General features: G+C 59.9%; 13 protein-coding genes and 4 pseudogenes. 6 read left to right on the forward strand and 11 right to left on the reverse strand.

Annotated features, from left to right (window positions below):
• Positions 1-18: 18 nt before the first annotated feature.
• The 5 genes and pseudogenes from EN859_RS40535 to EN859_RS20885 form a co-directional block, all read right to left on the reverse strand.
• Positions 19-306, reverse strand: a pseudogene (locus tag EN859_RS40535) (tetrahydrofolate dehydrogenase/cyclohydrolase catalytic domain-containing protein).
• A complete protein-coding gene (locus EN859_RS20870) occupies positions 303-866 on the reverse strand; it encodes a sarcosine oxidase subunit gamma (RefSeq protein WP_126038400.1) in 564 nt (187 codons plus the stop codon). Before EN859_RS20870 ends, EN859_RS40535 begins: the two are co-directional and overlap by 4 nt.
• The gene (locus EN859_RS20875; protein WP_126038397.1) at positions 859-3792 is read right to left on the reverse strand and encodes a sarcosine oxidase subunit alpha family protein; all 2934 of its coding nucleotides are present in this window, start codon (positions 3790-3792) and stop codon (positions 859-861) included. The genes EN859_RS20870 and EN859_RS20875 overlap by 8 nt, the downstream gene beginning before the upstream one ends.
• Positions 3789-4079: a sarcosine oxidase subunit delta gene (locus EN859_RS20880; RefSeq protein WP_126038394.1), complete on the reverse strand. Its 291-nt coding sequence runs from the start codon at positions 4077-4079 to the stop codon at positions 3789-3791. The genes EN859_RS20875 and EN859_RS20880 overlap by 4 nt, the downstream gene beginning before the upstream one ends.
• 9 nt (positions 4080-4088) lie before the next feature.
• Positions 4089-5339 (reverse strand): sarcosine oxidase subunit beta family protein, encoded by a 1251-nt coding sequence (locus EN859_RS20885; protein ID WP_126038391.1) that lies wholly within the window; start codon positions 5337-5339, stop codon positions 4089-4091.
• 126 nt (positions 5340-5465) lie between these two features.
• Here EN859_RS20885 and EN859_RS20890 point away from each other — a divergent pair, with 126 nt between their 5' ends.
• On the forward strand, positions 5466-6467 hold the full coding sequence (locus EN859_RS20890) for a GlxA family transcriptional regulator (RefSeq protein ID WP_126038388.1): 1002 nt from the start codon (positions 5466-5468) through the stop codon (positions 6465-6467).
• A 45-nt stretch (positions 6468-6512) separates the two neighbouring features.
• Here the strand turns inward: EN859_RS20890 and EN859_RS20895 are convergent, their stop codons facing one another.
• Both EN859_RS20895 and EN859_RS20900 read right to left on the reverse strand, forming a co-directional pair.
• The gene (locus tag EN859_RS20895) at positions 6513-6926 is read right to left on the reverse strand and encodes a hypothetical protein (protein ID WP_126038385.1); all 414 of its coding nucleotides are present in this window, start codon (positions 6924-6926) and stop codon (positions 6513-6515) included.
• Positions 6927-6939: 13 nt separating this feature from the next.
• A pseudogene (locus tag EN859_RS20900) lies at positions 6940-7203 on the reverse strand (nitrilase-related carbon-nitrogen hydrolase); the annotation flags it as partial.
• A 142-nt stretch (positions 7204-7345) separates the two neighbouring features.
• Between EN859_RS20900 and EN859_RS20905 the strand changes: the two are divergent.
• Positions 7346-7619, forward strand: a pseudogene (locus EN859_RS20905) (site-specific integrase); the annotation flags it as partial.
• A gap of 543 nt (positions 7620-8162) precedes the next feature.
• The gene (locus EN859_RS20915; RefSeq protein ID WP_126038379.1) at positions 8163-9797 is read left to right on the forward strand and encodes a HAMP domain-containing sensor histidine kinase; all 1635 of its coding nucleotides are present in this window, start codon (positions 8163-8165) and stop codon (positions 9795-9797) included.
• Positions 9798-9819: 22 nt separating this feature from the next.
• Here the strand turns inward: EN859_RS20915 and EN859_RS38700 are convergent, their stop codons facing one another.
• Entirely contained in the window at positions 9820-10227 is a 408-nt protein-coding gene (locus tag EN859_RS38700; protein WP_210237707.1) for a hypothetical protein, read from the reverse strand.
• A gap of 476 nt (positions 10228-10703) precedes the next feature.
• Here EN859_RS38700 and EN859_RS20925 point away from each other — a divergent pair, with 476 nt between their 5' ends.
• Positions 10704-11066, forward strand: a complete 363-nt coding sequence (locus EN859_RS20925; RefSeq protein ID WP_127855962.1) for a hypothetical protein — start codon at positions 10704-10706, stop codon at positions 11064-11066.
• A gap of 124 nt (positions 11067-11190) precedes the next feature.
• Here the strand turns inward: EN859_RS20925 and EN859_RS39440 are convergent, their stop codons facing one another.
• From EN859_RS39440 to EN859_RS20940, 3 genes and pseudogenes are all read right to left on the reverse strand, one after another.
• Positions 11191-11355 carry a hypothetical protein gene (locus EN859_RS39440; protein WP_245455140.1) on the reverse strand — a complete coding sequence of 55 codons (165 nt, stop codon included), beginning with the start codon at positions 11353-11355 and terminating at the stop codon, positions 11191-11193.
• 63 nt (positions 11356-11418) lie between these two features.
• Positions 11419-11628: a hypothetical protein gene (locus tag EN859_RS20935; protein WP_245455139.1), complete on the reverse strand. Its 210-nt coding sequence runs from the start codon at positions 11626-11628 to the stop codon at positions 11419-11421.
• Positions 11601-11837: pseudogene (locus tag EN859_RS20940) on the reverse strand (transposase domain-containing protein); the annotation flags it as partial. The gene EN859_RS20935 and the pseudogene EN859_RS20940, both read right to left, overlap by 28 nt.
• Positions 11838-12270: 433 nt before the next feature.
• Between EN859_RS20940 and EN859_RS20945 the strand changes: the two are divergent.
• Both EN859_RS20945 and ectB read left to right on the forward strand, forming a co-directional pair.
• Positions 12271-13299, forward strand: a complete 1029-nt coding sequence (locus EN859_RS20945; RefSeq protein WP_126038370.1) for an L-histidine N(alpha)-methyltransferase — start codon at positions 12271-12273, stop codon at positions 13297-13299.
• 20 nt (positions 13300-13319) lie between these two features.
• The gene (gene ectB / locus EN859_RS20950; protein ID WP_126038367.1) at positions 13320-14687 is read left to right on the forward strand and encodes a diaminobutyrate--2-oxoglutarate transaminase; all 1368 of its coding nucleotides are present in this window, start codon (positions 13320-13322) and stop codon (positions 14685-14687) included.
• Positions 14688-14838 lie beyond the last annotated feature (151 nt).

Here is a 14838-nt window from a genome sequence, read left to right on the forward strand (position 1 = left end):
TGATCACCAGATCCGCGTTCAGATGTTTGGGTAGAGGCAGTTGGACGAGAATACCGTGAATCTCAGGATCGGCATTCAGCCGCTCGTTTCAGTGGGCAGCTTGTACTCGAGGCTCCTCATGCCAGCTTCGATGGTCTGCCGTCCTTTGTTACGCACATAGACTTCCGACGCCGGATCAGCGCCTACCAGAACGACAGCCAGGCCCGGCGTGATGCCGTGGTCCTTCTTGAGCCACGCTACATGCCCAGCCACTCTCGAACGCAGCTGCGCCGCGGACACCTTTCCGTCGATGATCTGGGCAGTCACGCCACCTTCTCCTCGAGCCGCTTTGCAGCCGTTTCCAGCGCATGCCAGAGCGATCCGGCGGACGAGCGCGCGCCCAGCACGGCGGCATGGACGTCGCCACGGCGGATGACGAAACAGCTCATATGCTCAAGGCCGGTCCGTGTCGCACCGCCCGGACCAAAATTCGCGAGATCGATATTGACGAGCTTCGACAGCAACGCCTCGAGCCCTGTGCCTGCCCGCGAGACAATCTCGATCGCCACCCAGCCATCGGTCTGCTCGGTCACCGAGCAGCCGGGGGCGACCTGCTTGAGCTCGGCGGAAAAATCCAGCTCGGCGCGGCCTTCGGCCTCGATCATCCACTGATCCGGTCCGGTACACAGCGCGGCAACCCCCTGCCATGCAACCCAGCGGCCTGGTTCGGGAAGAGTGAGCCCAAAGGGTGTCGGCTCAAGAGTTCCCCGGCGCAGCGCCAGAGAGGCAAGCGCGAGACCGGCATTCTCCCGCAGGTCGAGCGCTCCGAAGGATGCGTATCCGGGTGTCACGGTGCCGAGCGCGGTGATAGGTCTCAGGTCAGTCACGCAGACGTTCTCCCTCGGGGTCGACGAAACAGGCAGGGACGACGCGCAGGCGCGCGCTTTCGCCTTCGAGCGGGTTCGCGGCCACGATCACCTCGCCCAGCCGTTCATCGCCGTTCTCGAGGAAACCGAGCCCTATCATCGAGCCGACATGCGGACTGTAGCAGGCCGACGTGACCCAGCCCTGATCAGTGTCAAAACTCTGCGGCGCGTCCTCGGCAAAAAGATGCGAGCCGCTGACCACCTTCCCGGCCGGATCTACGGGCCGCAGCCCCACCAGGCGTCGCCTGTCGCCCGCAAGGCCCTCGCGCCGCGACATCACGGCGCCGACGGAATCCTTCTTCTGCGACACCATACTGCCGAGTCCGACCATGGCGGCCGTCGTCTGTCCATTCAACTCGGGGCCGGCGGCGTGTCCCTTGTCGATCCGCAGCACGGACAGCGCTTCCACCCCGTAAGGCGTCACTCCGAGATCGGCACCCACCTCCACGAGCCGCTCCATCAATGCGTGGCCGTATCGTGCGGGAACCGCAACTTCATAGGCAAGCTCGCCCGAAAACGAGATGCGGAAGAGCCGCGCGCGCAGCCCGCCGCACACGGTGAGCTCCGCGCAGGCCATGAAGGGGAAGGCCTCGTTCGACAGATCGAAGCCGCCCACGATGCGGGCGAGCAGGGCGCGCGATTTCGGCCCGGCGACGGCGATCTGCGCCCAGGCCTCGGTCGTGGAAAAGATCTGCACATCGAGATCCGGCCAGAGGCATTGCCGCGCAAACTCCATGTTGCGGTAGACCAGCCCCGCATTGGCCGTCGTCGTGGTGACCACATAGTGATCCTTGGCCAGCCGGGCGCAGGTGCCGTCGTCATAGGCGAAGCCGTCTTCGCGCAGCATCAGCCCGTAGCGGACACGGCCGACCTTCAGCGTGGCCATCACGTTGCTGTATAGCCGGTTGAGGAACTCGCCGGCGTCGGCGCCTTGCACATCGACCTTGCCGAGCGTGGTCACGTCACACAGGCCCACCGCGCTGCGCACGGCCCTGGCCTCACGGTCCACGCTCTGGCGCCAATGCGTTTCGCCCGGACGCGGATAGTATTGCGCACGCATCCACTGGCCGGCCTCGACGAACACCGCGCCTTGCGCTTTGGCCCAATGATGGGTCGGCGTCAGGCGGCGCGGTCGGAAATGCGGCCCTGCATCGCCGCCCCCCAGCACCGAAAGTGCTACGGGCGTGTAGGGCGGGCGGAAGATCGTCGTGCCGGTTTCCGGGATTGTTTTCCCAGTGAGTTCCGCCATCACGGCGAGCCCGGTTACATTGGCTGTCTTGCCTTGATCCGTCGCCATGCCCAGCGTCGTATAGCGTTTCAGATGCTCGACGGCCCGCATGTTCTCGGCGTGAGCGAGCTTGATGTCCTTCATCGTCACATCGTTCTGGAAATCGACCCAGGCACGTTTCCTGCCCGGCACGTGGAAGATGGGCGCGACTCCGTAGCGCGACTCCTCCGAGCGCGGCAGACTGGGCAGTGCTGCCGCAATTCCGAGTACGTTCAGCGCGCGCAGTGCTGCCGCCGCGCCCGAGCGAAGTGTCTTGGCTGTCGAAAAATGCCCCGCCGCCGCGCCCGCCGGAAGCACTCCCGAGGGACCATCCTCTCCCGGCAGGAACGCCTGCAATACATCATTCCAAATCGGCCGGCCACAATTGTGCGAGGCCAGATGCACATTCGGGTTCCAGCCGCCCGAGACTCCCAGCGCGCCGCACTCGATCCATTCGGACCTGCCGTTTGCGTGAACCTCGATCGATTTCAGGCCAAGCCGGCCGCGTGAGGCGGTGACCATGCCACCGGTAATAACGCGGTAGTCGGCCAAGGCTGTTGCCTTGGGGCGCGCGTCGATAACGGCAGCAATATGGACGCCCTTGGAGGCAAGATCGCGCGCGGTGCGATGACCGTCGTCATTATTTGTGAAGACAGCGACCGTCTCGGACGGACACGCCGCCCAGCGATTAGCGTAAGCCCGCATTGCGCCCGCCAACATGATTCCCGGACGGTCATTGTCGGCAAAGGCGATGGGGCGCTCTGTCGCGCCGGCAGCGAGGACCGCGCGCTTCGCCGTGATGCGCCAGAGTGTCTGGCGGACGCGGGCACCCGGCTGCGCCAAGTGATCCGAAACCCGCTCCACCGCGCCATAGATGCCGTGATCATAGATCCCGAACACCGTGGTGCGGCGCATCACGCGCAGATTCGGCAGGCTGTCGAACTCAGTTTCCAGCGCGGCGATCCAGTCGGTGGCCGGCGCTCCGTCCAGCGTTTCCAGCTCGCACAGAAGCCGCCCGCCCAAACGGAAATCCTCGTCGGCGAGGATCGCACGCGCGCCTGAGCGCGCCGCCGTAAGCGCCGCCGCAAGCCCGGCCGCCCCCCCGCCGATAACCAGCAGGTCGCAATGGAGGAACCCCTTGTCATAGGTATCCGGGTCGGCCTCCATCGAGAGGCGCCCGAGGCCCGCCGCCTTGCGGATCGCCGGCTCGTAGAGCTTTTCCCACAAGCCTTTCGGCCACATGAACGTCTTGTAGTAGAAGCCGGCGGTGAAGAAGGGCGACAGCAGATCATTGATAGCCAACGCGTCGAAGCCGAGCGAGGGCCAGCGGTTCTGGCTTCGTGCCTCCAGGCCCTCGAACAACTCCACCACCGTGGCACGCGTGTTTGGCTCCTGCCGTGCCCCCGTTCGCAGTTCGACGAGAGCGTTCGGTTCCTCCGAACCGGCCGAGAGCACCCCGCGGGGACGGTGATACTTGAAGCTGCGGCCCACAAGACGCACGCCATTGGCCAGGAGCGCCGAGGCGAGCGTGTCGCCGGGATGGCCCTGATACCGCCTGCCGTCGAAAGTGAAGTTCAAGCTCTGCGAGCGGTTGATTAGCCCTCCGGCAAGCCGTGTCATTTGCTGCACCTCGCCCGCGAAAGGGCGACATCGCGAGCCAGTTCCGCACAGAGGACTTCATGGGTGACCGTGTCGCGCGTCACCACCAGCCATGACCGATCACCCTGCTCGTGGAACCACAACTCGCGGTGCGCGCCCGCCTGGTTGTCGCGCAGGAAGACGTAATCGCAAAAGGCGGCCTCGGCATCGGGCGCAGTTGGGTCTGGACGGTCGATGAGCCGCGCGTCGCCCAGATAGGTGAATTCCTGAGCATCGCGCAGGCCCAGAAGTGGATGGGGGATTAGCATTGGACCGCCTCAGTGGAGATTGGGCTGGGCACCGGCACCGCGTTCGTCGATCACATAGCCCCGAGCGAACCGGTCGAACCGGTAGGCGCGCGCGGTCTCGTGAGGTGAGCCGGTGGCAAGAAGATGGGCAAAGGCATAGCCGCTGGCTGGCGTCGCCTTGAAGCCGCCATAGCACCAGCCGCCGTTGAAATAGAGGCCATCAATATGCGTGCGGTCAATGATCGGCGAACCGTCCATCGACATGTCCACAAGGCCGCCCCACATGCGCAGGAGCCGCGCCCGCCCTATCATGGGCATCATTGCTATGCCGTTTTCGGCGACGCCCTCGACTACCGGCAAATTGCCGCGTTGGGCATAGGAATTGTAGCCGTCGATATCGCCGCCGAAGACAAGCCCGCCCTTATCGGACTGGCTGATGTAGAAATGGCCTGCCCCGAAGGTGATAACGCCCGGAATGGTGGGCTTGAGCCCCTCCGTGACGAAGGCCTGCAGGACATGGGTTTCGATCGGAAGCCGCATTCCGGCCATCGCCATGACCCGGCCCGAAGAGCCCGCCACCGCCACGCCGACCTTCTCAGCGGCAATGTAGCCGCGCGAGGTCTCCACGCCACGCACCTTCTCGCGATCGACCCGGAAGCCCTTCACCTCGCAATTCTGGATCAGGTCTACGCCGTGGCTGTCGGCGCCGCGGGCATAGCCCCAGGCCACGCCATCGTGCCGCGCAGTGCCGGCACGCGGCTGCATCAGGCCGCCTTTGACCGGGAAGCGCGCGTTGTTGTAGTTCAGGAACGGCACCATGGCGCGCAGTTCCTCACGGCTCAACAGGCGGCCGTCCGCACCCGCCAGCATCATTGCGTTGCCGCGGCGCCGAAAGGCATCTCGCTGTGCATCCGTATGAAACAGGTTAATGATGCCGCGCTGCGAGACCATTGCATTGAAGTTGAGTTCCTGCTCCAGTCCTTCCCAGAGCTTCATCGAGAACTCATAAAACGGCTCGTTGCCGGCAAGCAGGTAGTTCGACCGGATAATCGTCGTGTTTCGCCCGACATTTCCGGACCCGAGCCAACCCTTCTCCAATACGGCGATACGAGATTGCCTGAATGTCCTGGCCAGGTAATACGCCGTCGACAGACCGTGACCGCCCCCGCCGACGATCACGTAATCGTAGGCGGGCTTTGGGTCGGGATTGCGCCACAGCGACCGCCAACCTGTATGCCCCTTGATTGCTTCGGCAAAGACGCGGAAGCCCGAAAACCTCATAGCGAGAACTCCTTGGACTGCCGAGACTATGTCACGGCAAGGGCGAAGAGTTGTTTCTGAAATTGACATCCGCGTGCGCCTGTCGGACATACAACAGGATGAATGGGACGGAAGGATTCCCATGGGATGATTGACGGGTATCGTCACGGCAGACCGCAGCGATACGGTTTCCTGCTGATCGAAGGCTATGGCCTGATGTCCGCGGCCTCGGCGGTGGAACCGCTGCGCGCCGCCAATCTGCTCAGCGAGCGGCGGCTCTACGATCTCAGCTTCGTCTCGGACCAGGGCGGCTGGATGCGCAGTTCCGTCTCGGGCGCGTTCGAAACAGTGCCTGTTTCAGAGGCAGGCACTGATCTCGACATTCTCTTTGTCGTGGCTGGCGGCAATCCGCTGACCTATCGGGACGACAGGATTCTGGGCTGGCTGCGCCGTCTTGCCCGTTCGGGGGTGCCACTGGGCGGGATCTCAGGCGGGGCGGCAATCCTGGCCGCGGCGGGTGTGATGTCGTCACGCCGGTTTACAATTCACTGGCAGCACATTGATGCGATGCGGGAGATGTATCCCGACGCGCTCATCGAACGGCGCCTGTTCGTCATTGATCGTGACCGCTTCACCTGCGCGGGCGGCATGGCTCCGCTGGACATGGCCCACGCCCTGATCGCTTCAGATCACGGTGTGGAATTAGCCCGCGCGGTAAGCGATTGGTTCATCCATACCGGCATCCGGCAGGCCGAGGCCCCGCAGCAACTGGACCCGGTGCGCAGGTATGATCTGCATCATCCCGCGCTAGTCGCCATGGTGGAACTGATGACGAGCCATATCGCGGACCCGCTGAACCTGAATGACCTGGCCCATCTGAGCGGTATAGGGGAGCGGCAATTGGAGCGGCTGACAAAGGAACAACTGGGACAGAGCGTAATGCAGTTCTATCGGTCTTTGCGGTTGGAGAAAGCCGACGAGATCCTGCAGCAGTCGAACCTTCCGCTCGTCGAGGTGGCGCTTGCCACGGGGTTTTCCAACCGCAGCCATTTCTCACGCGCGTTTCAGGCGCATTTCGGCATGGGTCCCGGCACCCGACGCAAACAGCGCCGCAACGGCGAAAATCTTCGAGGCAGTGCCGCTTCGTGAGATAAGAGTGTTGCCCTTGCTTAATTTCCTATATCAATAGAAGAGCTACTCACTCTTAACCGCAACGGGGCTGCCGGAGATCTTCGTCTTGTTGAAGTTGAGGCGCTCGAGATCGTTGAATCGCCTCGCTGTCGCCCAGTAGGCGTCCGTTTCGATGCCACTGCGCTGTGTCGCCTCCCGGATGACTTGGAGCAGCGAGCGATCCGACGAAGCTCTGAGCACAACGTTGGATGATCCTTTAGTGACGCCGACGCGCACCACGGCCTTGCCGATATGCTTCCGGCCAAAGGCCATGGCTTCGTCCGGCGTGCTCGGTTGGGGAACCAGCAGGAGCCGGTCGCCAGATTGTACCGTGATGGCCAACGGTTCGGGTGAGCCGCCCTCGGCGATAAATCTATCGACGATCGCCGGCTGCAGACCGGGATCGGCGCATTGCTGGATGAGGGCGGCGTCGATCATGGCAGCTCCCTGTTCATCTGTTGAAGGCAGTGACGAGCGGCAGCCGGAAGAGCCGCGCCCAGGCAATCGTGCTCGCGTTCTGGATGGCGGCGATAGAGGTGCCGGTGGCCCACCAGCCATTGCCGACGGCGACGATGGCGTCGGGCGCGTGCAGCACCGACTGCAGGACAGGCCAGACGAGGAGTTGCTCGTAGCAGATGAGCGGCGCAATCCGCCGCCCGGCGAGCTCGACCACGGAATTGGCGAAGAGATGCGCCCGCGCGCCGCCGCCGCTCCCCACTAGAGCGTCGGACCCTCAGGTTGAATCGAGAGGGGTTTGAACGAAGCCGCTGACGCGGCATTTGGTGCACCGGTTTGCGAATGACGCTTCTGTTTTGAAGGATTGCTGCTGTTGAAGCACAACCTTGAGAACAGGAGCAATGAGATGGGCCGAGTTGAGCCCGCTTCGCCGACGCATGATTCGAGGACATGACGATCCGCAATCTGTCGCCGGCCACGCAACGATCCTACGTGCACGCGGTAGCGAAGTTCTCTCGCTACTGTGGCCGATCTCCGGACCGGCTTGACCTGGAGGACGTTCGCGCCTTCCAGGTGCATCTGGTCTCGACTGGAATCTCGTGGCCGGCGCTGAACCAGACGGTGTGCGCACTGCGGTTCTTTTTCGGCGTGACGTTGGGTCACGCCGAGATCCCTGCCGACGACATCCTTTCCTTGTGCGCTCCCGAAGCCAACAAGGCAGAGGTCACCGCTGCCATCGATGAATTGGTCAACCGGGCGATCCTTATCCGGCAGTCCAGGCTCGGTGGCTACGCTCTGTTCGCCGGCAGCGATTTCGACCTCGACGAGGCCATATCCAAGGTCGCGTTTAAGCTCGATGCGGATGTGCTCGCGGATCTACCGTCACGATTGGGTGTGGGACCGATCGCTGCCAAGAGCCATTACTTTTCGACCGGGGCGCTGCGCACATTCGATGTCATCGTCCAGTTCGCGGATGAGAGTCCTCAAAGTCCTGCAGCTTGGGCAAAGAAAACCGCCGCTTCGTTGGCCAAGGCTGATGCGCGAGCACCCCGAAGCATTCCACGAAGCTAAGGGGTACGAGAAGACGGCGCGTGCCCATGGCTCACCGTTCACCTGGAGTCTGGGCGAAGGGCTCAACGAACTCAGCGCGCCCGCGCGGGTTGAGGAGATCGAGCGTGAGTTCGAGCAGCGTCGCGCCCGCCTATCCCAATCGACTTCATGGACAAGACACTTCTGGAAGCCGCTCACGCCTCATTCAGGGGTCAGTATGAGATCAAGGACGGGAAGCCCGAGCTGTTCGTACGACTGGATGCCGTCAACCTCGGCTACACCCATCCGAGAGAGGCGGACGTCATTACACTCACTGAGCCAGACCTCGAGGGCCTCCTCACTGGAACCTCGGACGAGATTCCGTCGAGCGCACTCGTCTCGATTGGACCGTTCAACTTTGAAGGCTACTGGTACAATCGGCGGCACTTTACAGCCATAGACGGCATCGGTAATCGCAACGAGGTCCGCGACCTGCAGAAGATTTGGAGCGGGATTCTGCTCTTTCGCGATGGCTTCCGCGTTTTTCCCTATGGCGACGAGGAGGATGACTGGCTCGGCTTGGATCGCCGCGCGCTCGGCCGCACCGGCTATGTTCTGAACAAGAACCAGTTTGTCGGCCACGTTCAGATTACGCGTATGGGCAACCCACATCTGCTCGATCAAACCAATCGCGAGGGACTCCGCGTCAACCCGGAACAAACGGCGTTCGTTCAGATTCTTGGGCATGTCGTCAAAGACCTACTCTGGGACTTCTTTAAGGACGTGGATCGGCGCCACAAGCTGACCCCAATTGAACTCGGCGACGTGAAATCGCAAATCGACCAGCTAAAATCGCGCGCGTCCGGCGCGATTGCCCGAGTCCGAAGGCTCGTACCCAAGGAAGAGCAAGAGGTCGTCGACGATCTCCAGCACGCGCTCGTCGAGTTCCAAGACCTCACGGCGCGCGCCCAGAAACGCATCGAAGAAGTCGAAGCCGACGGCAAGCAAATGATTCAGATGGCTGGCGTCGGGCTGATGGTCGAGGTCGTGGCACACGAACTTGCCCGTGCGACCGAGGGCGCATTGCAAGCTTTGGAAGCACTAAAGGGCAGAGACCTGCCATCGGAGATCAAGGCACGCCTCGAGACTTTGCGCTCCGAAATGAAGAGCGTGTCGAAGCGGCTGCGCGTGCTTGATCAGCTCAGCGTTTCCGGCCGCCAGCGGTCCGAAGTCTTCGATCTTGCAGAACTCTTCGACGACATCCAGGAGGGCCATGCCGCACAGTTTGAGCGCCACGGAGTGGTGCTCAGGATCACTAAGCCCAAAAGCCCCGTGCGGGTGCGCCTTGTCAAAGGCATGCTGATTCAGATCATTGAGAACATGCTTTCCAACTCACTCTATTGGACTCAGGTGCGAAAAAACCGCGAGCCGCGGCTCGTTCCCACCATAACCGTCACCATCGAGAGCGACCCGCCCACCATCACGTTCGAGGACAATGGCAGCGGAATTGCGCACGATCACATCGAAAAAGTCTTCCGACCTTTTTGGTCGCTCAAGGAGAAGTCGAAGCGGCGCGGCCTCGGACTCTACATTGCGAAAGAGAATGCCGAGCACCTGGGCGGCACCCTGAACGCCAAGCGTCACCGCCACCCGTTGCCCTTATGTCACGCAGCAACCTACTCAATGACAAGCGGGCCCATTTCCGCGACCAGGCGAAGCTGCTTGGCGCCCTGTTTAGGTTCTACCGCAAGGACGACTTGCTTAAGGCAGATAATCTTCCACGCACGCTCGAACGCTTGGCCACGCACCTCGCTGACGCGTTAAAGATCGCAACCTTCCTCTCCAACTACGAAGCGAGCCTCGAGGGGCGACGGCGCGCTTCTTTAAGAGTGTGAGAAGGCTCGATCTCTCGGACTATGGTGAGATCAGCCAGCTGCTTCTGAACTTCGAAGGGCAGCCGCTTGGCAGCTACCTCGTCGACGTCTTCGACAGCGCCCTGCAGTTTGAGATCGAGGCCGATGGCCCCACCATTGAGGCAGCCCGTGCACTCAAGGATGTCGACCTCAGCCTCTATCCCGCACCACATATTGCCGGAACGAGCGACCTCCAGCATCTCGTTCATCAGACAGTGTGGCAGCATCGAGCGCGCCTCGGCGTAGTGACCAACAAGCTCGAGCCCTCGATTGCCTTCGCGATGTTTTCCTGCGCCGCGACTATCCCGCACCCAATCAGGACAAAGACGTTCGCGACGCATTCATCGTCATGACGCCCGCCTGCGATCTTGTGCGCGAAGAGGGCACGAAACGAATTCTTCTGCTGGCTGGCGATGTCAGCCCGTTGACACACACGTCGTGGGACTATGGCAATACCCTCACCACGCCTCTCGGCCGCTTAGAGGATGCAGCGCCATTCGGCTACAATGGGACGCCAAAGACTTGCGATCCGAGAGCCGCGCCACCATCAGAACGATGCTAGCCGCGGACGTCGCCTATTTCCTCTTTCAGCGAATGCGGGAGAACTACGCTCTCGATCTGCAACAATCGCTGCTTACGCGCCTTGGCCGAGTCGGTTTGCCAGCCAAAATGCCGGCGACGTTTCCTGTGACGGTCACCATCGTATTTCGACGACACGAAGACGGTGCAGACGCTCAACCTGCCGACGCTCGCTCAGGATGGAGCCGTCTGTTACCTCGGACGAGACGAGGACAATGCCGAGAATGCCCGCCTCGTCATGACGGAGGCTGCCATCGATGAGCTGATGGCTGCGATCGCCGCAATTCCCGAAGTCAAGGTCATGCCGAAAGGCAAGGATCCGCTCAAAGCTCTCAAATCAACTGACACCTTAGCGCGGCTTCTGCAAAGGGGCCTGCCGCTAGGCAAGCTCACCGGTGGATACAGCGAGATCCGCTCGCCCGACAAGTCTGCGGACGGCGCAAAACCACCTCTGCTGGGTTTCATCACGCGAAACCCAGAGGCAAAGCACAACAACCAGAATGGCGGAATCCTCATCAAGGTCGAGCACGATTCCGTATTCGTCGCCGCCAACGCCCCCCGCCAATCGCGGACTCTGGCGTTGTTGAAAAGGCCGTTGTGACACCCCCCAGTACTACGGCGGCGGACTAGCGATACGTGTCTGCGGAACTCATTGCTGACATCTATGCGGAGACCCTTCTGGGTTCGACCGCGGGAACCCGCCCGCATCGGGGCTGGCCGCGATTTCATGAGGTGACACCCTCGTCATCATGGTTGCCGAAATCGTCTTCAGCCATCGCGCCGATTGGCATCGTCGTGGCCGCACCGCTGTTCCCGTTCAGCAAGCCCGCGTCCTCAAGCGCCTCCAGATCAGGCAGGTCGCGGAGTGTATCGAGCCCGAAGTGCTTCAAAAAGTAAGCACCCGGTAGTGACCGCGGCGTGCCGGATTTGAAGGGACAACTAGCTGTCGCCTGTTAGCCAGTTGGATCGAGCTGGGTCTCGAATGATTTTGCGAAGGGCCTCGATGCCGAAGTCGCTAAAGGCAGGGGTTGCGATTCCATCGAGACCCACAGCTTACCATCCTCAGGCTCGAGTTGGTCCGACAGGTCCCACAGCAGGTCTTCATCCTGGCCCAGAATTTGAGCGACGCGCCGGATCATGAAGACGTGGGCGATCGCTGCCATGGTTCAGGCGGCTGCCGCTTGTGATCGGGCTTTCTCCATTCCCACGGTAGCAATTCAGGAAGCCGTCTATGTGGGATGCCGGCGATGCGCGCGAGCACGTCGGCCAGCCAGGCCAACGGATCGACATCGTTGAGCTTTGCCGTCGTAATGAGCGTGGACATGGCGGCTGCCCGGGCAGCGCCGCGCTCGGAACCGGCGAAGAGCCACGACCCGTCTTGAGCTCCCGGCTCCCCGACAACGGGCTAGGCGGTCGTCACGATAGCGCGACCAACCCCCAACCAGCCCTCGAACTGATACAGCGCAATGGCGAGGCTTCCTGATCAGCAGCTTAATGAGCCGCCCATTCTTCCAACACTTGATTCACGCAACCAACACCGACAACCGACACCTGCTGTCGGGTCTGTCGGCTCCTCGACACAATGTTAACGGCTTGGCTCCCACTGCACCCCATTTAAGTCATTGAACAACACTCAGAAATAGACATTCCAACGCTCTATCGGCGAAATTGGCACGACTTTTGAAGCTACCTTTTTATGAAGCGGCGGGAGCTGCCGACGATATTCATGCCCTTGGTGACAACGTCAATACGCATGCCGTTCCGTACGCATCCCCAGTACACCGTTATTGAATGGAGTTATCTCTATGGCTCGACATCGTCCCGGGACAACCGCAGTGGTTACACGCAATAAATATGAGATCCTCGGCGCGGATGTACCCGAAGAAACGTTATTCAAGGGCGACCTATTGGTGGCGTCCTTATCGGAATCACCGCGCAGCGTGAACTCCATTTATTACTACGATGATGCAGGTTCTCGCCTATTTGAACGTCTCTGTCACGAGGAAACATATTACCTGTTCAGAACAGAAAAGGACATACTATCCCAACATGCATCGTCCATAGCCGACATCACAGGTCCTATCTTCATCGTTGAGCTGGGATCTGGAAACGCGGAGAAAACGACTCTTTTATTTGACGCATACTTGAAGGAACACGGCCGCACTTCTTACGCTGCCATCGACATCAATCGTTCGATCTTGGAGAGGGCGGCTGAGAACATTCTCTCCGTGACAACCGATTTGGACTTCTTAGGAATTGTCGGGACCTACCAAACCGGACTCGCGCAAGTCGCCAATCTAATTGGACCAAAGCTTTTAGTTTGCCTCGGCAGCACTATGGGGAACATGCACGATGACGAATTGCATGATCTCCTCCTATCGGCGCGATCGGCTTTGTCTTCTGGCGACTATCTTTTGGTCGGGATGGATTTGGACAAAGAAACGAAAATCCTAGAGGCGGCCTACAATAATCAAACGGCTATTCTGACCAACTTATGTGTCCTACAACATTTGAACTGGCGTTTCGGTGGAGATTTTGATCTATTCCAGTTTCGACACGTGGCATTCCATAATAAATCGCTTTATCGAATGGAGAGCCATCTGGAAGCAACGCAGGAACAAATGATCAATCTAAAAAATCTGAATTTCTCCTTGCATCTCGAGAAGGGAGAGATGATTAGGACGGAGATCATGCGGAAGGTTGAATTGTATGTGTTCCACAAGCTGCTCGGCCTGTATAATTTCCGGCCGGTTCAGCATTGGACGGACTCGTGCCAGCAATATGCGGTTTCTCTGTTTCAACTCGGTGCAGAGCCGACAGAACTCGAATCATGACGTCCCCTGGAGAAAATGCGATGAAAGAGGACATTGAATCGGAAGCGCGGAGCTATTGTCGCTTCTACCCTGCAATATTCGTCGGAGCGAAGGGGAGTTATCTGATCGCCGAGACCGGTGACAAATACCTCGACTTTTTAGCCGGGTGTGGGTCATTAAACTATGGACACAACGACCAAGTGATGCAGTCTGCCCTTCAAGACTATATCTCAAACGATGGCATTGCTCTTGGGCTCGACCTCCGCACACGCGCCAAGCAGGAGTTTATCGACACATTCGAACAGTTGATCTTGCGTCCAAGATCGCTTGAATATCGAATTCAATTCACCGGCCCCACCGGCGCCAATGCCGTTGAGGCTGCCATCAAGCTCGCACGCAAGGTGACCGGTCGCAGCAACATCATCGCGTTTACCAACGCTTTTCATGGCTGTTCGCTCGGTGCGTTAGCCCTTACGGCGAATTCTTACCACCGGGGAGCATCCGCTTCCATGCTCCACGGCGTTCATCGCGCGATGTACGATGGCTATCTCGGGCTCAACTGCGATACGGCTGAATTGCTGCGAAAACAGTTGAGTGACCCGTCCGGCGGGATAGACCGACCAGCCGCAGTCATTCTCGAGATTGTGCAAGCCGAAGGCGGGATAAATGTGCCAACGCTTCACTGGGTCAAAGAAATAGAACAGATTGCCCGGCGCCATGGCGCGCTCCTAATAGTCGACGAGATTCAAACCGGTTGTGGCCGCACAGGCCCATTCTTTGCCTTCGAGGTCTTCGACATTCGTCCGGATATTGTCTTAATGGCGAAATCGATTTCGGGATTCGGTCTTCCGATGTCTCTAGTCTTGATTGCCCCAAACATCGACATTTGGGGTCCCGGTGAACACAATGGTACATTCCGTGGTAATAATCATGCTTTCGTCACGGCCACTGCTGCCCTACAAAAGTATTGGTCTGACAAACGCTTTGAAAGCGAGATCCGTCGCAAGGGCAGGATTGCCAGAGCAATGTTGTCGGAATTCGGTGCTCCTCTCGGCTACCTTGTTAAGGGATGCGGTTTGATGCTTGGGCTTGACATCGTTGATAAGAAGCTGGCTGCTCAGGTAAAAGCCGAAGCATACAAGCGGAAACTCATCGTTGAATTGTGCGGGCCATCCGACGAGATCATCAAGCTAATGCCCCCGCTGACGATCTTGGATGAAGAATTGGTCTCCGGAATTAATGTGCTTCTTTCGACCATCAGCACTACTTTCTGCCCCGAACGAGCGAATAGGGCTGTAGGCCGCAGCGGGAGCGGGGACTGTCAGTTCCCAATTGGAGGATATCGCCCAGTTCCGCGACAGAGTGGAAATGTCTACCCCAGTCGAAGTATTAAACCCGATCTGTACTAATCATGGGCAATGATTCGTTTCGATGGAGTTGAGCCAATCGACCTTACTGATCACGTTGCTGTCACCGGGCAACCGACAGCGATGTCTAAGCGCATGGTCCGTGGCGGCGATGCCGCTGGGCTGCCGACGCGGTTTTCGCAGTCAGGAATAA

Source organism: Mesorhizobium sp. M00.F.Ca.ET.216.01.1.1 (assembly GCF_004010325.2).
GTDB lineage: Bacteria > Pseudomonadota > Alphaproteobacteria > Rhizobiales > Rhizobiaceae > Mesorhizobium.

Excerpts from the sequence above, each read along its gene's own strand:
- EN859_RS20915 (WP_126038379.1), top strand. The coding sequence starts at position 8,163 with ATGGACAAGACACTTCTGGAAGCCGCTCACGCCTCATTCAGGGGTCAG.
- EN859_RS20895 (WP_126038385.1), bottom strand. The coding sequence starts at position 6,926 with ATGATCGACGCCGCCCTCATCCAGCAATGCGCCGATCCCGGTCTGCAG.
- EN859_RS20885 (WP_126038391.1), bottom strand. The coding sequence starts at position 5,339 with ATGAGGTTTTCGGGCTTCCGCGTCTTTGCCGAAGCAATCAAGGGGCAT.
- EN859_RS38700 (WP_210237707.1), bottom strand. The coding sequence starts at position 10,227 with ATGCGTCGCGAACGTCTTTGTCCTGATTGGGTGCGGGATAGTCGCGGC.
- EN859_RS20945 (WP_126038370.1), top strand. The coding sequence starts at position 12,271 with ATGGCTCGACATCGTCCCGGGACAACCGCAGTGGTTACACGCAATAAA.
- EN859_RS20880 (WP_126038394.1), bottom strand. The coding sequence starts at position 4,079 with ATGCTAATCCCCCATCCACTTCTGGGCCTGCGCGATGCTCAGGAATTC.
- ectB (WP_126038367.1), top strand. The coding sequence starts at position 13,320 with ATGAAAGAGGACATTGAATCGGAAGCGCGGAGCTATTGTCGCTTCTAC.
- EN859_RS20935 (WP_245455139.1), bottom strand. The coding sequence starts at position 11,628 with ATGGCAGCGATCGCCCACGTCTTCATGATCCGGCGCGTCGCTCAAATT.
- EN859_RS20890 (WP_126038388.1), top strand. The coding sequence starts at position 5,466 with ATGATTGACGGGTATCGTCACGGCAGACCGCAGCGATACGGTTTCCTG.
- EN859_RS20925 (WP_127855962.1), top strand. The coding sequence starts at position 10,704 with ATGACGGAGGCTGCCATCGATGAGCTGATGGCTGCGATCGCCGCAATT.
- EN859_RS20875 (WP_126038397.1), bottom strand. The coding sequence starts at position 3,792 with ATGACACGGCTTGCCGGAGGGCTAATCAACCGCTCGCAGAGCTTGAAC.